The organism is Nonomuraea sp. SYSU D8015, assembly GCF_008065375.1.
In the GTDB taxonomy this organism is placed as follows: domain Bacteria; phylum Actinomycetota; class Actinomycetes; order Streptosporangiales; family Streptosporangiaceae; genus Nonomuraea.
Genome location: NZ_VJYI01000013.1, coordinates 1 through 15,498 on the forward strand (window position 1 = coordinate 1; position 15,498 = coordinate 15,498).

Sequence of the window (15,498 nt, forward strand, 5' to 3'; positions counted from 1 at the left end):
TCGCGGCGGCGGGGAACAGCGGCCCCGCCGGCAGGGTGTCCACTCCCGGCAGCGCCGACGCGGCGCTGACCGTGGGCGCGGTGGACAAGCAGGGCCGCATGGCCGACTTCTCCAGCCCCGGGCCGCGCGTGAGCGACCACGCGATCAAACCCGACGTGACCGCACCGGGCGTGGACATCATGGCCGCCGCCGTCGGGGGCGGATACCGGTCGCTGAGCGGCACCTCGATGGCCGCGCCGCATGTGACGGGGGCGGCGGCCATCCTGGCGCAGCGCCATCCGGAGTGGACGGGCGCACAGCTCAAGGCCGCGCTGACCGGCAGCGCCGCCCCGGCCCAGGAGGCGACGCTCTACCAGCAGGGGGCCGGCCTGATCGACCTGCAGCGTGCGCTGAAGCAGCAGGTCTCGACTCTGCAGGGCAACCTGTGGACGACGTTCCCGTGGAACGGCTCCGGCCGGCGTACGGCGACCAGAACGATCACCTACGCCAACGCGGGTGACGAGCCGGTCACCCTCGACCTGTCGGCGCAGGGCGAGGTGCTGAAGCTGCCGGACGACCGCGTCACGGTCCCGGCCAAAGGCCGGGCGTCGGTCACGCTCACCATCGACGCCGGGGGGAAGGCGCCTGGCGACTATCCGGGGACGGTCACGGCCACGTCCGGCGAGACGGTGATCCGCACGCTGGCCGGCGCGTACGTCGAGCCGGAGTCGTACGACGTCACCATCACCGTCCTCAACAGGCAAGGCATTCCGATCACCCCCTGGCTCAGCGAGATCTACGACGCGAAGAGCGGGAGTGTCCATTTTCCGGCCTTCCGCAACGGCGTGGCCCGTGTCCGGCTGCCCAAGGGCGAGTGGAACCTCTACACCGACATCTCAGAAAAGCTCGACGCAAAGCCGATCACAACGCTCGCCGTCTCCCCGCTGACGATCGACGGCGGCGATCAGCGGCTCACGGTGGACGCGCGGCAGGCCAAGGCGGCCAGGGTCACGCTCGACGACCCCAGCGCCATGCTGAAGCCCGGATACAACGTCAGACTGGTCCATGGCGCGTGGAACATCTCGCCCGGATCTGGCCGCGGGGACGTCAACTCCCAATTCTTCGTCATTCCCGCCCGTGTGCCAGGTCTGACCTACAGCCTCGGAACCAGGTGGCTCAGCAAGGACGTGTCGCCCAGCCCGTATGTCTACGACCTCGTCGATCATCGGACGGACGGCCTTCCTGAAGATCCCGCCCACGACGCCAGGCAGAAGGACCTGGCGAAGGTCACCGCGACCTATCGGGCGTCAGGAGTGGCGGCCATGGGCACGCCGGCGGGCGGAGTGCGCCACAGCTCGCTGGGTGGGTTCATGCTGCCTCTGGTCGGCGACATCTCGCTGCCCGGCACGCTCGTCCACTACCGGACTCCCGGGCTGACCTACGACAGCGGGATCGAGATCGGCACCGCGCTGATCATCGATGGCGGCCGGCTCATGAAGCGCGGTCACACCAGGGAGGTGTGGAACGCCGCGGTCACCGGGCCGTCGCTCCTGCTGCCGGGCGGCAGCCGTACCGGGGACAAGCTGACCTTCTCCGGAGTGGGGCTGTTCGCCGACGGGGATCGGGGGCGTACGGGCTCGGACCTCGCCGCCACCGGCACCGTCACGCTCGCCAAGGACGGGCAGGAGCTCGCCAGGGCCGATCTCGTCGACTGCGTCTTCTACGAGCCGGAGCGGTGCGGACTGGTCGCCGATCTTCCCCCAGAGTCCGGCGCGTACACGCTGACCGCCTCGATGCGCAGGCAGGTGCCGCACACGGCGCTGTCCACCGCCGTGGAGTCCGTGTGGACGTTCAGGTCCGCGACCACGGCCGGGGAACGACCGCTGCCGCTGATGGCGGTCCGCTACCGCCCCGCAGGACTGGACGACTCCAACCGCGCCGCACCGGGCACCACGACCCGTCTGCCGCTGTGGATCGAGCGCAATCTCGGATCCACGGAGGCCAGGGCGGCGTCGGTCCGGCTGGAGATGTCCACCGACGACGGCGCGAGCTGGCACCGCGTACCGGTCCGCCGCAACGGCTCGGGCTGGACCGCCGAGCTGCCGAATCCCCGTACGGAGGGATTCGTCTCCCTCCGTGCGACGGTGACGGACACGGCAGGCGCCGGCCTGACCCAAACCGTCATCCGCGCCTACGCCGTCGGCTGACCGGCGTCCCTTCCCGCTCGCCCAGGCCCGGTCGCGACCGCGCCGCGCCGGGGCGAGCTCCCACGGCCCCACCGGGAGTCAGGGTTCGGAGGTGAAGGACGGCCACCAGGTGGAGCGAGGGTCCGTCCAGCCGGTCAGCGGCGTGACCTCCTGCTCGCCCGCCACACGGACCAGCACGAGGCGGTAGCGGGAGCTGTCACCGCTCTCCTGCATCCAGGCGATCAGATGCGTGTCATCGGCCCACGCCAGCGACCGCACGATGGGGTGCCCGCCGCCCGGCTCCAGCAGCGTGGTCTCCCCGGAGGCCACGTCCGCGACGAAGGGGGCCGAACCGCTCCGGCCGCCCATGGCCAGGAGCCGGCCGTCGGGTGACAGCCCGGCGTCCTGGTCGCTCAGAGACTCCTGGGCGGGTCCCGGCTGAGTGCGCCCGGTGAGGTCGTAGTACTTGCGGGGTCGCTGGCGTTCGCCGCTGTCCTCCCAGATCAGCGAGCCGTCGGGGCTCCAGGACAGATCGCTGCGCACGCCGGGGCCGCCGGGCAGCCTGTGGAAGGCGGCCTCGCCGCTCGCCACGTCCACGATGGCGAAGCCGGTTCGGGAATTCCGCTCGTCCGGCACGTCGCCGGGGTCGTCGAGGAGTCCGGGGTCGAAGTCGTACGTGGTCACCAGGAGCCGCTGCCCGTCCGGCGACCAGGCGACGCTCCCGGCGGCGGCCCGGCCGAGGTCGATCCAGCGCCGTACCGTGCCGCCGGCCGTGTCGGCCAGGCCGATCCGGCGCGCGGGCAGCGTCTTCTCCAGCACCGCGGCCGTCCGCCCGCCGGGCGCCACGGCCACCCAGCCCCACGGCGTCGGGCCGTAGCGGCCGGTGTCCGGGTCGAGCACGTGCCAGGCGCAATCCGAGGTGCTCGGCGCGCAGGAGGCGTACGCGGTGAGCGTGACGCGCCCGGCGGCGACGCGTTGCACAGGTGTCGCACGGCCGGGATCGGCCGCTATGCCGTCCGCGATCCGGCTGGTGGCGACCTGGGGGTCGTCCGGTGCGACGAGGGAAGGCACCGTGATCACGCCGACGGTGACGGCGGCGACCAGCGCGGCCGCCGTGGTGGCCGTCCGCCTGATCCGCATGCGCGTACGCTGCCGCCACGCGGCCCCCGCCACGCCGGCCGGCAGCCTGGCCTCGTCGGCCACCGTGCCGAGCGCGTCTTTCACCAGTTCGTCAGCGTTCATGTCTAGCCTCCCCAGTCCGGATGTACAGGTCGTGGAGCTCCGGGCACAGCTGCAGGAGCCGGGCCAGGGCCCGATGGGCGGTGCTGCGTACCGTGCCGATGCTGCAGCCGAGGGTGGCGGCCACCGTCGACTCCGACTGGTCCTCGAAGTAGCGGAGCACGAGCACGGCCCGCTGTTTGGCGGTCAGCTTGCCGAGCGCCTTCTGGACCACGATCTTGAGGTCGACGTCGTACGTCGCGTCCGCGCCCGCCTGCTCGGGGAGCTCCGCGACGGCGTATTCCCTCCTGCGCCGCCACCAGGAGATCTGCTGGCGGTACATCACCTGCCGGAGATAGGCCTCCGGGTCGTCGATCTTGTGCCATTTGAGCGCCGTCTTGGCCAGGCTGGTCTGCAGCAGGTCCTCGGCGGCGTGCTGGTCACCGGCCGTCAGCAGATAGGCCAGGCGGATGAACGTGGGCGAGCGCGCCGCCACGAACTCGTCGAACGCGCGCCGGCCCGCGGAATCCCCGATCACCTGGAGTCCTCGCCACGCAACCGGGCGATCGAGTATGGAGGTTTCACGGTCGTCAGTGCTCCGCTCTTCTCGACAAACGATGACAAAGCACGCGATCAGGTAGATGCGCGCCCTTTCGGTTTTGTTGTCATAAGGACGCGGCAGGGTGAGGCAATCTTTGCGACTTGTTCGCAACTCCAGACGCCGACGACGGTCTCGGCTTGCGCTCAGCGCCGCTTCGTGCGTACAGTGTTCGCATCAAGTGAACGTTGTGCGCAAGGAGGAACGACATGTCGAAGAGCGCGAGCTGGGAGATGAAGGGCACGTGGGACAGCAAGGGTGCCTGGGACACCAAGGGGCGCTGGGAAGAGCGGGGAGCCGACGGGCTGGCGGAGGGCGGGCTGCGGCGGATGGGCCGGGTGCTGGGCGGGCACGTGGAAGCCGGAGCCGTCCCCGGCCTGGTCGCGCTGGTCAGCCGGGGAGGCGACACCCACGTCGAGGTCATGGGCACGATGCACGCGGGCGGCCCCGAGCCGATGCGGCGGGACACGATCTTCCGGATGGCGTCGCTGACCAAGCCCGTGACGGCCGCCGCAGTGATGATCCTCGTCGAGGAGTGCCGGCTCCGGCTGGACGACCCGGTCGACGAGTGGCTCCCTGAGCTGGCGAACCGCCAGGTGCTCTCACGGATCGACGCCACGCTGGACGACACGGTGCCAGCGGCCCGCCCGATCACCGTACGCGACCTGCTGACCTTCACCTTCGGCTTCGGCGTCGTCCTGGCGCCGCCGGACACGTACCCGATCCAGACCGCCATCCGCGAGCTCGGCCTGGACACCACCTCCCCCGGCTTCGGGCCGGAGGAGTGGATCCGCCGGCTCGGGACTCTGCCGCTGATGCACCAGCCGGGCGAGCTGTGGCAGTACCACGTCGGCTCCGACGTGCTCGGTGTGCTCGTCGGCAGGGTGACCGGGCAGTCGCTTGAGGAGTTCATGCGCGAGCGGCTGTTCGGGCCGCTCGGCATGAAGGACACCGGCTTCCACGTGCCCGCCGACCAGATCCACCGGCTGCCGACCAGCTACGCGCACGACCCGGAGAACGGCGAACTGGTGGTGTGGGACGAGGCCGCCACCGGGAAGTACAGCAGCCCGCCGGTGTTCCAGGCGGGCGGCGACGGGCTGGTCTCGACCGTGGACGACTACCACGCCTTCTTCCGGATGCTGCTGAACAAGGGCACGTTCAACGGCGAGCGGGTGCTGTCGCGGGCCTCGGTCGAGCTGATGACGATGGACCACCTGACGCCCGGGCAGAAGACCGAGAAGGACGCCTTCGGCGACCATTTCGGCCGGCACGGCGGGTTCGGCTTCGGCATGGCGGTGCGCACCCACCGCCGCGACCTGGCCTCGCCCGGCCAGTTCGGCTGGGACGGCGGCCTCGGCACCACCGCGTACGCCGACCCCGCCGAAGGGCTCTTCGGCATCCTGCTGACCCAGAGCGCGATGGACTCGGCGCACACGCCCCGACTCCACCGCGACTTCTGGACCACCGCCTACCAGGCGATCAACTGACTATCCGAACGCGCGTACCTCCAGCAGCCCGACCGAGGCTTGGCCGCTCTGCAGCACGACCCGCAGCCGGGTGGTGCTGACGGCGGTGAACGTGACCTTGTTGTAGGTCCCCGGCCGCGACTCCGTAGCCGCTCGGGCCGGCCACGTCCACGTACCCCCCGCCGTTCCAGTACTGCAGCTTCCACGAGGCGGGGACGCGCACTCCCCCTCCGTCGTCGAAGAAGCAGACCTCCGCCGACTTGATCGTCTGGGCCGATGACCAGGTCAGTTCGGCCCACTGGGGTGCCGTCGCCTGCCATCGTCGTCTCATCGAGAGACCTCCGAGTGTTAGCGTTAACACGTAGCGTTATGTCACATATCGGGCCAAGCGCACCGAGTGTTGGGGTGTCCACAGACACTGTCAAGGCGGGGCGTACCCACCAGTAAAGAACCCGTACGGCGAGCTGCGGACCACGGGGGCCGGCGGCTGAAAGTTACATTTTCCTCGATGACGACGATCCTCGACACCCACAGCATGGTGCTGCGCCGCCTCCTGCCCGGCGACGAACCGACCTCCCTGACCGTCCGCCGGGGCCAGTTCCACGACGTGGTCATCGGGTCGGACCGCGTCGTGTATCTGCCGCGCACCGAGGCCGCCGCCGCCCGGATGCCCCGGCGGGCCGCCGTCCTCCGCGTCCTTGCCGGGCTGGACCTCGGCTTCCGCACGCCCGAGCCACTGGTGGCCGAGCCGCCGTTCCTCGTCGTCGGCCGCGTTCCCGGAGCGCCGCTGGCAGGACCTCTGGTTCCACAGGCTGTGGAGACGGTGGCGGCGCAGTACGCCGCCCTACTGGCCGGGCTGGCCCTCGCCGGCGCAGAGGAGGCGGTGAGAGCGGCGTTGCCCGAGGCGGCGGAGGACAGGTGGCGGCGCTTCGCGGACGACGTGCGGGAGGAGCTGTTTCCGCTCATGTCCGAGCGCGGACGCAGGCGGGCCGAACGCGAGCTCGCAGCGCTGGACGCCCTCCCCCGCCTCACCACGGCGGTGGTGCACGGCGACCTCGGCCCCGAGAACGTCCTGTGGGAGAAGGACGCCGACGGCCTGCCGCGCCTCAGCGGCGTGGTCGACTGGGACGAGGTCGCCCTCGGCGATCCGGCTGAGGACCTCGCCGCCATCGGCGCCGGTCACGGCCCGGCCCTGCTGGAACGCGTGCTAGCGCCGGACGGCGGGCCGGGCCCGGTGGAACGCCTGCTCCCGCCGGACGACGGGCTTGCGGCCCGCATTGCCGCGATCCAGGGCACGTTCGCCCTGCAGCAGGCCCTCTCCGCCCACCGCGACGGCGACCCGGAGGAGCTGGCGGACGGCCTGGCCGGCTACCGCTGAGGTGATAATCTGAGGCCCGGCGCCGTCCTGCGCCAGACCTTCTGACCGCGCGCCCACGCCGCGCGGCGACGCGAAGGCAGAGGGGATCGATGTCCTCGGGGCGATGGCTTCGATCGAGTCGGTTCTCTTCGGACGGCGGGTCGTGCAGCCGGAGCGTGGGTCCTTCGCACGGGTCCGCCTCGGGAGCCAGCCATCATGACCGATCAGAAACACCTCAAGCGCCGGGTACGCGACCGCATGGCCAGGACCGGCGAGTCCTACACCACCGCCCGCCGCCGCGTCACCGCCCACGCCTCACACCCGCGGCACCACCACGAGTCGGCGCTGCTGCGGCGCGTGCTGGGCGGCGCCTACTCCGAGGCCATGCTTCTGGGGCTGGGCGGCGGCATCGGTTTCATGTACTTCGTCTTCGAGTACGCCGGCCACGCCCCGATGCTGACGATCGTGGCCCAGGCGCACCCCGAGCCGATGATCCCGCGGGCGCTGGAGCGGGCCGGCATCCCGTACGAGAGCCGCCGGACCGGCTCGGCCAAGGTCGCCGAGCGCAACCTGCGGGCCACACTCGACGCCGGCCGGCAGCCGATCTGCCGGGTCGCCCGCCACCAGCTGCCCTGGCGGCCGTCCCTCCCCTTCCCCGACCCCGTCGACGTGGCGGTGACCGGCCTCGACGGCGACACCGTGCACGTGTACGACGACGAGCCCGGCGAGCTGCCGCTGTCCGGGTTCATGGCGGCCTGGTCGGCGCTCAAGAAGGACAAACACCAGCTCATCGAGATCACCGGGGCCGCGCCCGCCGGCGAGCCCGACGTGACGGGCGCGATCAGTGACACCGTCGCCAAGCTGACCGGCCCGGTGCTGGGAAACACCTTCGACGTCAACTTCGGCCTGTCGGGCATGCGCAAGCTGGCCGCCCAGCTCGCCGACACCACCGGCAAGCAGGGCTGGACCCGCCGGTTCGGCGACGACCCGGGATCGGCGCTCGACCGGCTGCACGACTGCCTGGAGATCGAGTACACCGCCCCCGGCGCCACCCGCCCCCTTTACGCCGACTTCCTCTCCGAGACCGGCCACACCGAGGCGGCCGAGGTCTACCGGGAGGCGGGGAGGCAGTGGTCGCGGGTGGCCACCGCCCGCACGCCGTTCCCTGAGCTGGCCGAACTCGTGAAGGAGGCCGTACGACTCGAAGAGAAGGGAATGGCGCTGCTGCGGCCCGTCTAGGACGGGGCCCGGCCAGGCGCCTGCGATCAGGGGTGACGTGCGATTACAGCACGTGTGTCGCCCGCCCAGAGTCCTTCGACGCGGCCAGGAACATACCGGATCTGCTCGCACCCAGCTCGGCGCAGCAGCCGGACGACTTCGGCCCCCGGGCGCTCGGTCCAGCGGCGGCCGTCCCAGTGCATCAGGACCGCCGGTGTATCGGGCTGCTCCGGGAACTCACTGGGGTCGTAGCCTTGCGAGCCGACGGCTCACACGTCATCGGGACCGGTGCCGCCGAGCGCATACGCATCCGCGGGCAGCGGTACCTTGTTCCAGGACCGCCCGTCCCAGTGCCTGGCGAAGCGCCCTCCGTCGACGGCCCACACGTCGTCGGGGCCGAACACCTCGAGGTCCGAGATCTGCTCATCGGTGCCGACCTCGTGGGGGATCTTCTGCCAGCGGGAGCCGTCCCAGCGGAAGGTCAACGAGCCGGGTGATTTCCTGGTCTGGAGGAGCCATACGTTGTCCGCCGCCGACGCGGCGATGTGCGCCGTATGTTCTTCCGTGAGGTCGGCGACCTCCGGCGGCGGATCGGCCTGCCGCCAGCGGCTGCCGTCATAGTGCATCAGCAGGAGCTTCTTCTCCGCTACGTGTCCGACCGCCCCCGCCCCCCCGTGGCCCCGCGGCGGTGACGTCCCTCAGCGAGGTGTTCGTCTGTTCGCTTATGTATGCGTACCGCCAGCCGGTGCCACCGGTGGGGGTGGACACCGGCTTCGAGCCAGGTGTGGGCGTCTCATCGTCCGCGGGCGTGAGTATCGCGGCGCCGGTGGGCGAGGCGCTGGACTTCCCACCGGTCCCGGCGGAACATCCCGTCACCGCCACGGCCAGCACGACGATCATCGGGCTGACGATCTTCATCCCGACATGGTAGGCGTGCGGACGGCGGCTAGCTTCGCCAGTTGTGCTTGGCCAGCAGGTTGCGGGCGTCGTCGGCGACCGCCGCGTCCGCCACGACGTCGTACCGGTCGGCCACGAGGTCCCTGCGGGAGACGAAGCCCCGGCCGCCGCGCGTGGTCCAATAGCTGACCAGGCCGAAGGCGGCGCCGAACAAGGCGCCGTACGCCATGCCGCCGAGCATCAGCGCCACCGAGGAACCCCCGGTGAACAGCGGCATGAGCAGCCCGAGCAGCACGCCGAACCAGACACCGGTGCCTGCCCCGGCCCCGACGGCCCGCCACGCGGAGGCACGGCCCAGCACCGTTTCGACCAGACGCAGATCGTGGCCGACTATGCCGGCCCGCTCCACGGGAAAACCGTTGCCGGCGAGGAACGCGACGGCTTTGTCCGCCTGCTCCGCCGTGGAGTAGGTGCCGACGACCGGCCGGTCCTCGACGCTTGGCAGGATGACCGTCGGACCTGTCTTGAACATGATGCCCCTCCGTCCTCCTCACCTGGCCGAAACTTACAACTCCAATTATAGGTTTTCCCAAAAAATCCGCGTTTATCCGCAGAAGTCCGCGATGGTGGCGGCGGGGACCGCGGTGAGGCGCTGGAGGCCCCTCTTCTCACCTGTGACGCCAAGCTGTTCGGCAGCGGGCACAACGCCGATGTGCAGGTGTTCCCGCGTAGCTGACCTCAGTACGTCCGGTTCTTGGTGATGGCCGGCTCTCTGCGCCGCCTCGGTCGCCGGCCATCCGTCCCGATGGAACACCAGCCCATGTTTCCCCGCCGTTTCCCGGCGAGGCCACCGATCCCCGAGACGGCGGAGAACCGCGGTGGTCCCCGGCTGCGATAGGGAAGGTGTGAGACCGTTCTCCTCCCGGCGGCGGGTGGCACCCGGCGACGACGACCGCACCGACGTCGAGCTCGTCGCCGCCGTGGCCGAAGGCAGCACCGCCGCGCTGCGCCTCCTCCACCGGCGGCACGCCCCGTGGCTGCGGGCTCGGCTGTCCCGGCGCTGCGCCGATCCGGACGTCGTGGACGACGCGCTGCAGGAGACGTTCCTGGCGGTGTGGCGGTCGGCGGGGCGTTTCAAAGGGGACAATCCGGCGGGCTGGCTGTGGACGATCGCCATCCGCCGCCTCATCTCGGCGCTGCGCGGACGTGGCTCCCGCTGGATCGGCGGCGACGTCACCGACGTGGAGCCGATTCCCGCGTCGGCCTCCGCCGAGGACGTCGTGCTGCTCGGCGTCGAACACGGCGACCTGGGCGCCGCGCTGACCCGGCTCTCGCCCGAGCTGCGCGCCGTCATCGAGGCGACCGTGCTGGACGGTCTCACGACCAAGGAGGCCGCGCGCCTCCTCGGCATCCCTGAAGGCACGGTCAAGACCCGCGCGATGCGGGCCAGGGCCCGGCTGCGTGAGGAACTGTCATGAGTGGCTGGCACATCCCCGACGACCTGCGTGAACGCTACCTCGCCGGGACGCTCGACGCCGCACTCGCCATGTCCGTGGACGCCCACCTGGGCCGGTGCGCGAAGTGCCGGGCGGCGGTGCCGTACGAGCCGGACTGGCTGGAGGCGTCCTGGGAGCGGCTGGAGGCCGAGCTGATCAAGCCGCGCCCGGCGCCGTTCGAGCGCCTGCTCCGGCACGGCGGCGTCCCCGGCCACCTGGCGAGGCTGCTGACCGCCACCCCGACGATGAGCCGGGCCTGGGTGGTGGCGGTGGTCGCCTCAGTGGCCTTCGGGGTGGTGGCGGCGCGGCAGGACGCAGACCTGCTGCCCGCGTTCCTGATCGGGGCGCCGGTGCTGCCGCTCACGGGGATCGCGCTCGCGTACGGGCCGCGCGTCGACCCCGCGCACGAGCTGATGGCGGCCACCCCGCTGTCCGGGCCGCGGCTGCTGCTGACCAGGGCCACGGCGGTGCTGGCGGTGGCGACGGTCCTCGCCGCGATCGCCTCCCCGCTGCTGCCCGCGCCGCCCGGCCTGAGCGCCGCCTGGCTGCTGCCCTCGCTGGCCGCCGCCTCGGGCTGCCTGGCCCTGTCGAACCGGCTGCCCGTGCCGATCGCCGCCTTCGCCGTGGGCGGGGTGTGGTTGGCCATCGTCGGCACGGGCGGCCTGGTCTCCGGCAGCTGGCTGGCCGTGTTCGGGCCGGTGGCGCAGCTCGGGTACGGCCTGGCCGCCCTGCTCCTGTCGTTCCGCGTCTACAGAGTGAGCATCGCATGATCCAGATCAGGAACCTGTCCAAGGTGTACGGCCACCGACGCGCCCTCGACGGTCTCGACCTCACCCTCGGCACCGGCGTGACCGGCCTGCTCGGCCCGAACGGCGCCGGCAAGACCACCCTCTTGCGCTGCCTGGCCACCACGCTGGCCCCGTCCGGCGGCTCGATCGAGGCGTACGGCCTGAACCCGGCCGACCCCGTACAGCGCACCGCGCTGCGCCGCAGACTCGGCTACCTGCCGCAGGACCCCGGCTTCTATCCGCATTTCACCGTCTTCGACCTCGTCGACTACGTAGCGATCCTGAAGGAGATGACCGTCCGCGAGCGACGGCACGCCGAGGTGCGGCGGGTGCTGGCCGAGGTGGACCTCACCGACCAGGCGCGGCTGAAGGTGCGCAAGCTGTCGGGCGGCATGCGGCAGCGGCTCGCGCTGGCGCAGGCGCTGCTCGGCGAGCCCGATCTGCTGATCCTCGACGAGCCGACCGTGGGGCTGGATCCCGAGCAGCGGATGTTGTTCCGGGCGCTGGTGTCGCGGCTGGGCGAGAGCCACACGGTCGTGTTGTCCACGCATCAGACGGAGGACGTCGCGGCGCTGTGCGAGCGGGTGGTCGTGATGCGGGACGGGCGGGCGGTCTTCGACGGGACGCCCGGCGAGCTGGCGGGCGTGGCGGCCGGCCGGGTGTGGCTGTCTGACCAGGCGCCGGCGGCGTCCCAGGTGTTCTGGCGGACGGCGGACGGCCGGTACCGGACGCTCGGCGACCGGCCGCCCTCGGCGGACGCGACGGCGCCCGGGGTCGAGGACGGCTACCTCATGCTGCTCAGGCGGCACGAGGAGGCGGCGTGACGCAGGGACTCTTCATGGGAAGCGGCGTGACGCGGCGAGTCCTCGGGGAAGGCGGCGTGACGCGGGAGCTGTTCCTGTTCGAGGCGCGGCGGCTGATGCGGCATCCGCTGGTGTGGGGCATGACCGGGCTGGTGCCGGCGCTGCAGACGTACCTCAGCCGGGACCAGCAGCCGCATTGGGGCGTCGATCCCGTCCACGCGACCGGCCTGTCCGCCTGCCTGGGCGCGGCCGTGCTGGTCGTGGCCGGCCTGGCCGCCTCGCGGGACGGGCGGCACGGGATGCCGGAGAGCCTGGCGGGACTGCCGGGCCGGGCCGAGCGCCGGACGCGCGCGATCCTGCTGGCCACGCCGCTGGTCGCGGGGCTGGCCGCCGCGGTGTCCGTCTTCGGCTACCTGGGGATCCGGCTGCTGAGCGGGCCGGGCGCGGGGCGGTTCGACGTGTGGGAGCCGCTGACGGCGGTGGCGGCGGCGATGCTCGCCGCGACGCTGGGGGTCGCCGTGGGGCGTTGGGCTCGGTGGCTGATCGCGGGGCCGATGGTGGCGGCCGTGCTCGGCTATCTGATCTTCACGAACTACCAGAACGGCGCCGCGGGGTGGCTGCTGCCGGTCATGCAGCAATACCACGCTGACTGGCCGGACCGGCCTTCCGGCGTCCACCTGGTGTACGTGCTGGCGCTCGCGGTGTTGTTCGGCGGGGTCGCGGTTCTGCGGCATCGGGCACGGCTCGCGCCTGCCGTGGCCGTGGTGGCGGCGCTGGGTGTCGCGGTGCCGACGGGGGCCGTCGCGGCAGCCGAACCGCCGTTCGTGGAGCATGGGGCGGGCTGGTTCACCATCGAGGATGTGGACCCTCGGGTCCGCGAGCGCTACCACGGGCGGAACACTCATCGCTGCTCGGTCCGGGAGGGGATCACTTACTGCGCATACCCGCACTACGAGCCGTGGATCCCGCTGTGGGAGGAGACCGTGCGGTCGGCCGTGGACGCGCTGCCGGCCGCTCTGCGGGCGCGTGTGCCGCGGGTCGAGCAGACGAGTCCACGCTGGTACATCGGCGACGACGACACTCCCAAGATCAGGCCGGCGATGAGCTGGGGCCATCCGGACCAGCGCACCGTGCTGGCCCACGATGTGGCGCTCTGGGCTACCCGTTGGCAGGGCCGGGGCGACGGGGAGGAATGCGACGGGCGCGGGCAGGCCCGGACCGTCGTGGCGCTGTGGATCATCGGCCAGGTCTCCCCACCTGAGCGGCCGCGCATACTCCTCGTCGACGGCGACCACGGCAGACGGTGGATGCTCGGCTGGGGCGACGCCGAGATCGGCTACGCCAAGCTGCTCCTCACCACTCCCGGCGCCCGCGAGAAGGTGCACGCCCACTGGGAAACCCTCATCAAGCCCACCACGACCATCGACCAGGCCCTGCCGCTGCTCGGCCTGCCCCGCATGTTCGACGCGCCGACGGGAGCCCAGCCATGTCTGTGACCATCCACCGTCCCGAAGCCACGCCGTTGACATCGAGTGCTCCCCCGCAGGCCGCCGCCGTCCCTTCTCGGTGGCGCGCGGCCGGCCTGCTGGTCCGCCCACTGGTCAGGGCCGTCGACTGGGGGCCGCTCGCCGTGGTGACGGCGTTCGTCGCGGCCCTGCTGACGCTGGTGCAGGCCGGAGAGCCGCTGCCACCGGGCGACGCGCTGCTGCTGATGCGGATCGCCGGCACCCTGCTCGGCGGGGCGGCCGCGTTCGCGCTGGTCGACGCCATGTCTGCCGACCTCGGTGCGACGGCCGTGCCGAGATGGGTGCGGCAGGCGCTGCGGTGCCTGCTGGCGGGCGGCACGGCGGTCGCCGTGTGGCTGGTCGCCTTCCTCTACGCCCTGTCCCGCCTCCCCGAAGGCGCCCTCTTCCCGGTGGGCGATCTGCTGGTGGAGGTGGGCGTGTGCTTGGGGATCGCGCTGGCGGCCGCGGCGACCGCCGTCAGGCACGCGAGCGGGCGGCAGGCGGCCATGGCGGCGGTGGTGGTCCAACTGGGGCTGGTGCTGGCGACGCGCCTGCTGCCCGACCAGGTCCAGCTGTGGCCGCCGACCTGCGGGTTCGGGTATTGGGACGAGGCGCACCGGTTCTGGCTCGCGCTGCTGCCGTTGCCGTACGTGTGGCTCGGCCTCGCCTGCCGCGATCTGCGCCGCTGACCCTTCACCCGCCCTGTTTCCGCAGCACCTCGGTCAGGGCCGAGATGCTGTGCTCGCCGTACCCGGCCTCCACGGCCCGCCTCAGCAGATCGTGGAGGGGCGCGTGCCAGGTCACGTCGAGATTCGCCTCCTGGCCGAGCTCCTCGTCGTAGGGGATGCCGGCGACGAAGACGTTGACGCTGGACCCGAGCTTGGAATAGTCGCCGCTGTCGATCTCCTCGGCGAGGACGGGCAGCAGCGAGATGATCATCTCCAGCCACTTGGCGGTGAAGCGCACCATGCTGCTCACCTCCAGCCCGCGGGCCTGGACGAGGGCGGCGCCCTGGAAGAAGCCGACCAGAGCCGGCAGCAGGGTGCCACCCACCGCCATCTCGTAGAGCGCGGCGAGATCCGGCTCCGTACCGAGATGGACGGTGTCGCCGCCCATGACCTTCAGCGTGGTCAGGTGCTCGTCGAAGACGGTCTTGTCACCGCCGTAGTACAGCAGGGTGCCCGGGGCGCCCACGGCCGAGGGCACGTTCTTGATCGCCCCGTCCAGGAACCGGGCGCCGTGGCCAGCCGCCCAGGCCGCCATCTCGCGGGCGCCGGCCGGGGAGCCGCTGTTCAAGGTGACCAGGGCACGCCCGGCCAGCGTGGCGGCGGCCGGTTCCAGGGTCTGGCGGGTGGCGTCGTAGTCGGTCAGGCAGGCGATGACCAGCGGGCTCGCCGCCACCGCGTCCTGGATGGCCGTGGCATGGGACGCTCCCTTGGCGACGAGAGCGGCGGCCTTCGCGGCGGTCCGGTTCCACACGGTGGTCGGATGTCCGGCCGCCACGAACGCCTCGGCCAGCGCCGTACCCATCGAGCCCAATCCAATGATCGTCACAGGTGTCATGGCCGCAACTCTGCCGCCCGCACTGGCATTTACTCAAGTACCGACAATTTTGTCGGGTACTGATAAAAATGTAAGTATGAAGAAGCGGACCTTCACCTGTGGGCTCGACGCCGCGATCGCCGTCGTGGGAGGCAAGTGGAAGGGGCTGATCCTCTTCGCGTTGCAGGACGGGCCGGCACGGTTCGGCGAGCTGCGGCGGGCGGTGCCCGGCATCAGCGAGCGGGTGCTGATCCTGCAGCTCCGCGAGATGGAGACGGCCGGCCTGGTGCATCGCGAGGTGTATCACCAGGTCCCGCCCAAGGTGGAGTATTCGCTCACCGACTTCGGCCACACGCTCAACACCGCGATGGCGCCGCTCGGCGAGTGGGGCGAAGAGCACATGGAGCGCATCGAGTCCATCCCCTGGGACGAGGCCCGGTCCTGA

At 71.6% G+C, this 15,498-nt stretch carries 16 protein-coding genes; 11 read left to right on the forward strand and 5 right to left on the reverse strand.

Annotated elements, in window-relative coordinates:
• Nucleotides 1-2,186: S8 family serine peptidase (locus ID574_RS39225; protein ID WP_188194099.1), on the forward strand; the 2,186-nt coding region annotated here is incomplete at its 5' end.
• Nucleotides 2,187-2,264: 78 nt separating this feature from the next.
• Here ID574_RS39225 and ID574_RS39230 read toward each other — a convergent pair.
• Entirely contained in the window at nucleotides 2,265-3,407 is a 1,143-nt protein-coding gene (locus tag ID574_RS39230) for a WD40 repeat domain-containing protein (RefSeq protein ID WP_188194100.1), read from the reverse strand.
• Nucleotides 3,397-3,921: a SigE family RNA polymerase sigma factor gene (locus ID574_RS39235; protein WP_188194101.1), complete on the reverse strand. Its 525-nt coding sequence runs from the start codon at nucleotides 3,919-3,921 to the stop codon at nucleotides 3,397-3,399. The genes ID574_RS39230 and ID574_RS39235 overlap by 11 nt, the downstream gene beginning before the upstream one ends.
• Nucleotides 3,922-4,190: 269 nt before the next feature.
• Here ID574_RS39235 and ID574_RS39240 point away from each other — a divergent pair, with 269 nt between their 5' ends.
• The 3 genes from ID574_RS39240 to ID574_RS39250 all read left to right on the forward strand — a co-directional run bounded on the left by ID574_RS39240 (nucleotide 4,191) and on the right by ID574_RS39250 (nucleotide 8,043).
• Nucleotides 4,191-5,468: a serine hydrolase domain-containing protein gene (locus ID574_RS39240; RefSeq protein ID WP_336245599.1), complete on the forward strand. Its 1,278-nt coding sequence runs from the start codon at nucleotides 4,191-4,193 to the stop codon at nucleotides 5,466-5,468.
• A 487-nt stretch (nucleotides 5,469-5,955) separates the two neighbouring features.
• A complete protein-coding gene (locus ID574_RS39245) occupies nucleotides 5,956-6,825 on the forward strand; it encodes an aminoglycoside phosphotransferase family protein (protein ID WP_188194102.1) in 870 nt (289 codons plus the stop codon).
• 195 nt (nucleotides 6,826-7,020) lie between these two features.
• Complete coding sequence (locus ID574_RS39250) at nucleotides 7,021-8,043, forward strand: BtrH N-terminal domain-containing protein (protein WP_188194103.1); 1,023 nt, start codon at nucleotides 7,021-7,023, stop codon at nucleotides 8,041-8,043.
• A gap of 248 nt (nucleotides 8,044-8,291) precedes the next feature.
• Here ID574_RS39250 and ID574_RS39255 read toward each other — a convergent pair whose 3' ends face one another.
• Nucleotides 8,292-8,648 (reverse strand): beta propeller repeat protein, encoded by a 357-nt coding sequence (locus tag ID574_RS39255; protein ID WP_188194104.1) that lies wholly within the window; start codon nucleotides 8,646-8,648, stop codon nucleotides 8,292-8,294.
• 182 nt (nucleotides 8,649-8,830) lie between these two features.
• Between ID574_RS39255 and ID574_RS61950 the strand changes: the two genes are divergently transcribed.
• A complete protein-coding gene (locus tag ID574_RS61950) occupies nucleotides 8,831-8,953 on the forward strand; it encodes a hypothetical protein (protein WP_262496103.1) in 123 nt (40 codons plus the stop codon).
• 15 nt (nucleotides 8,954-8,968) lie between these two features.
• On the opposite strand, the gene ID574_RS39260 is transcribed toward ID574_RS61950, so the two are convergent.
• Nucleotides 8,969-9,451 (reverse strand): general stress protein, encoded by a 483-nt coding sequence (locus ID574_RS39260; RefSeq protein WP_188194105.1) that lies wholly within the window; start codon nucleotides 9,449-9,451, stop codon nucleotides 8,969-8,971.
• A 373-nt stretch (nucleotides 9,452-9,824) separates the two neighbouring features.
• Here ID574_RS39260 and ID574_RS39265 point away from each other — a divergent pair, with 373 nt between their 5' ends.
• The 5 genes from ID574_RS39265 to ID574_RS39285 are packed head-to-tail and all read left to right on the forward strand — an operon-like array spanning nucleotide 9,825 to nucleotide 14,200.
• Nucleotides 9,825-10,397: an RNA polymerase sigma factor gene (locus ID574_RS39265; RefSeq protein ID WP_188194106.1), complete on the forward strand. Its 573-nt coding sequence runs from the start codon at nucleotides 9,825-9,827 to the stop codon at nucleotides 10,395-10,397.
• Nucleotides 10,394-11,185: a zf-HC2 domain-containing protein gene (locus ID574_RS39270; RefSeq protein WP_188194107.1), complete on the forward strand. Its 792-nt coding sequence runs from the start codon at nucleotides 10,394-10,396 to the stop codon at nucleotides 11,183-11,185. The genes ID574_RS39265 and ID574_RS39270 overlap by 4 nt, the downstream gene beginning before the upstream one ends.
• Nucleotides 11,182-12,027, forward strand: coding sequence for an ABC transporter ATP-binding protein (locus tag ID574_RS39275; RefSeq protein WP_188194108.1), 846 nt, complete (start codon nucleotides 11,182-11,184; stop codon nucleotides 12,025-12,027). The genes ID574_RS39270 and ID574_RS39275 overlap by 4 nt, the downstream gene beginning before the upstream one ends.
• Nucleotides 12,024-13,502 (forward strand): hypothetical protein, encoded by a 1,479-nt coding sequence (locus tag ID574_RS39280; protein WP_188194109.1) that lies wholly within the window; start codon nucleotides 12,024-12,026, stop codon nucleotides 13,500-13,502. The genes ID574_RS39275 and ID574_RS39280 overlap by 4 nt, the downstream gene beginning before the upstream one ends.
• On the forward strand, nucleotides 13,493-14,200 hold the full coding sequence (locus ID574_RS39285) for a hypothetical protein (RefSeq protein WP_188194110.1): 708 nt from the start codon (nucleotides 13,493-13,495) through the stop codon (nucleotides 14,198-14,200). Before ID574_RS39280 ends, ID574_RS39285 begins: the two co-directional genes overlap by 10 nt.
• A 4-nt stretch (nucleotides 14,201-14,204) precedes the next feature.
• Here ID574_RS39285 and ID574_RS39290 read toward each other — a convergent pair whose 3' ends face one another.
• On the reverse strand, nucleotides 14,205-15,074 hold the full coding sequence (locus ID574_RS39290) for an NAD(P)-dependent oxidoreductase (RefSeq protein ID WP_188194111.1): 870 nt from the start codon (nucleotides 15,072-15,074) through the stop codon (nucleotides 14,205-14,207).
• Nucleotides 15,075-15,150: 76 nt separating this feature from the next.
• Here ID574_RS39290 and ID574_RS39295 point away from each other — a divergent pair, with 76 nt between their 5' ends.
• Nucleotides 15,151-15,498, forward strand: a complete 348-nt coding sequence (locus ID574_RS39295) for a winged helix-turn-helix transcriptional regulator (protein WP_188194112.1) — start codon at nucleotides 15,151-15,153, stop codon at nucleotides 15,496-15,498.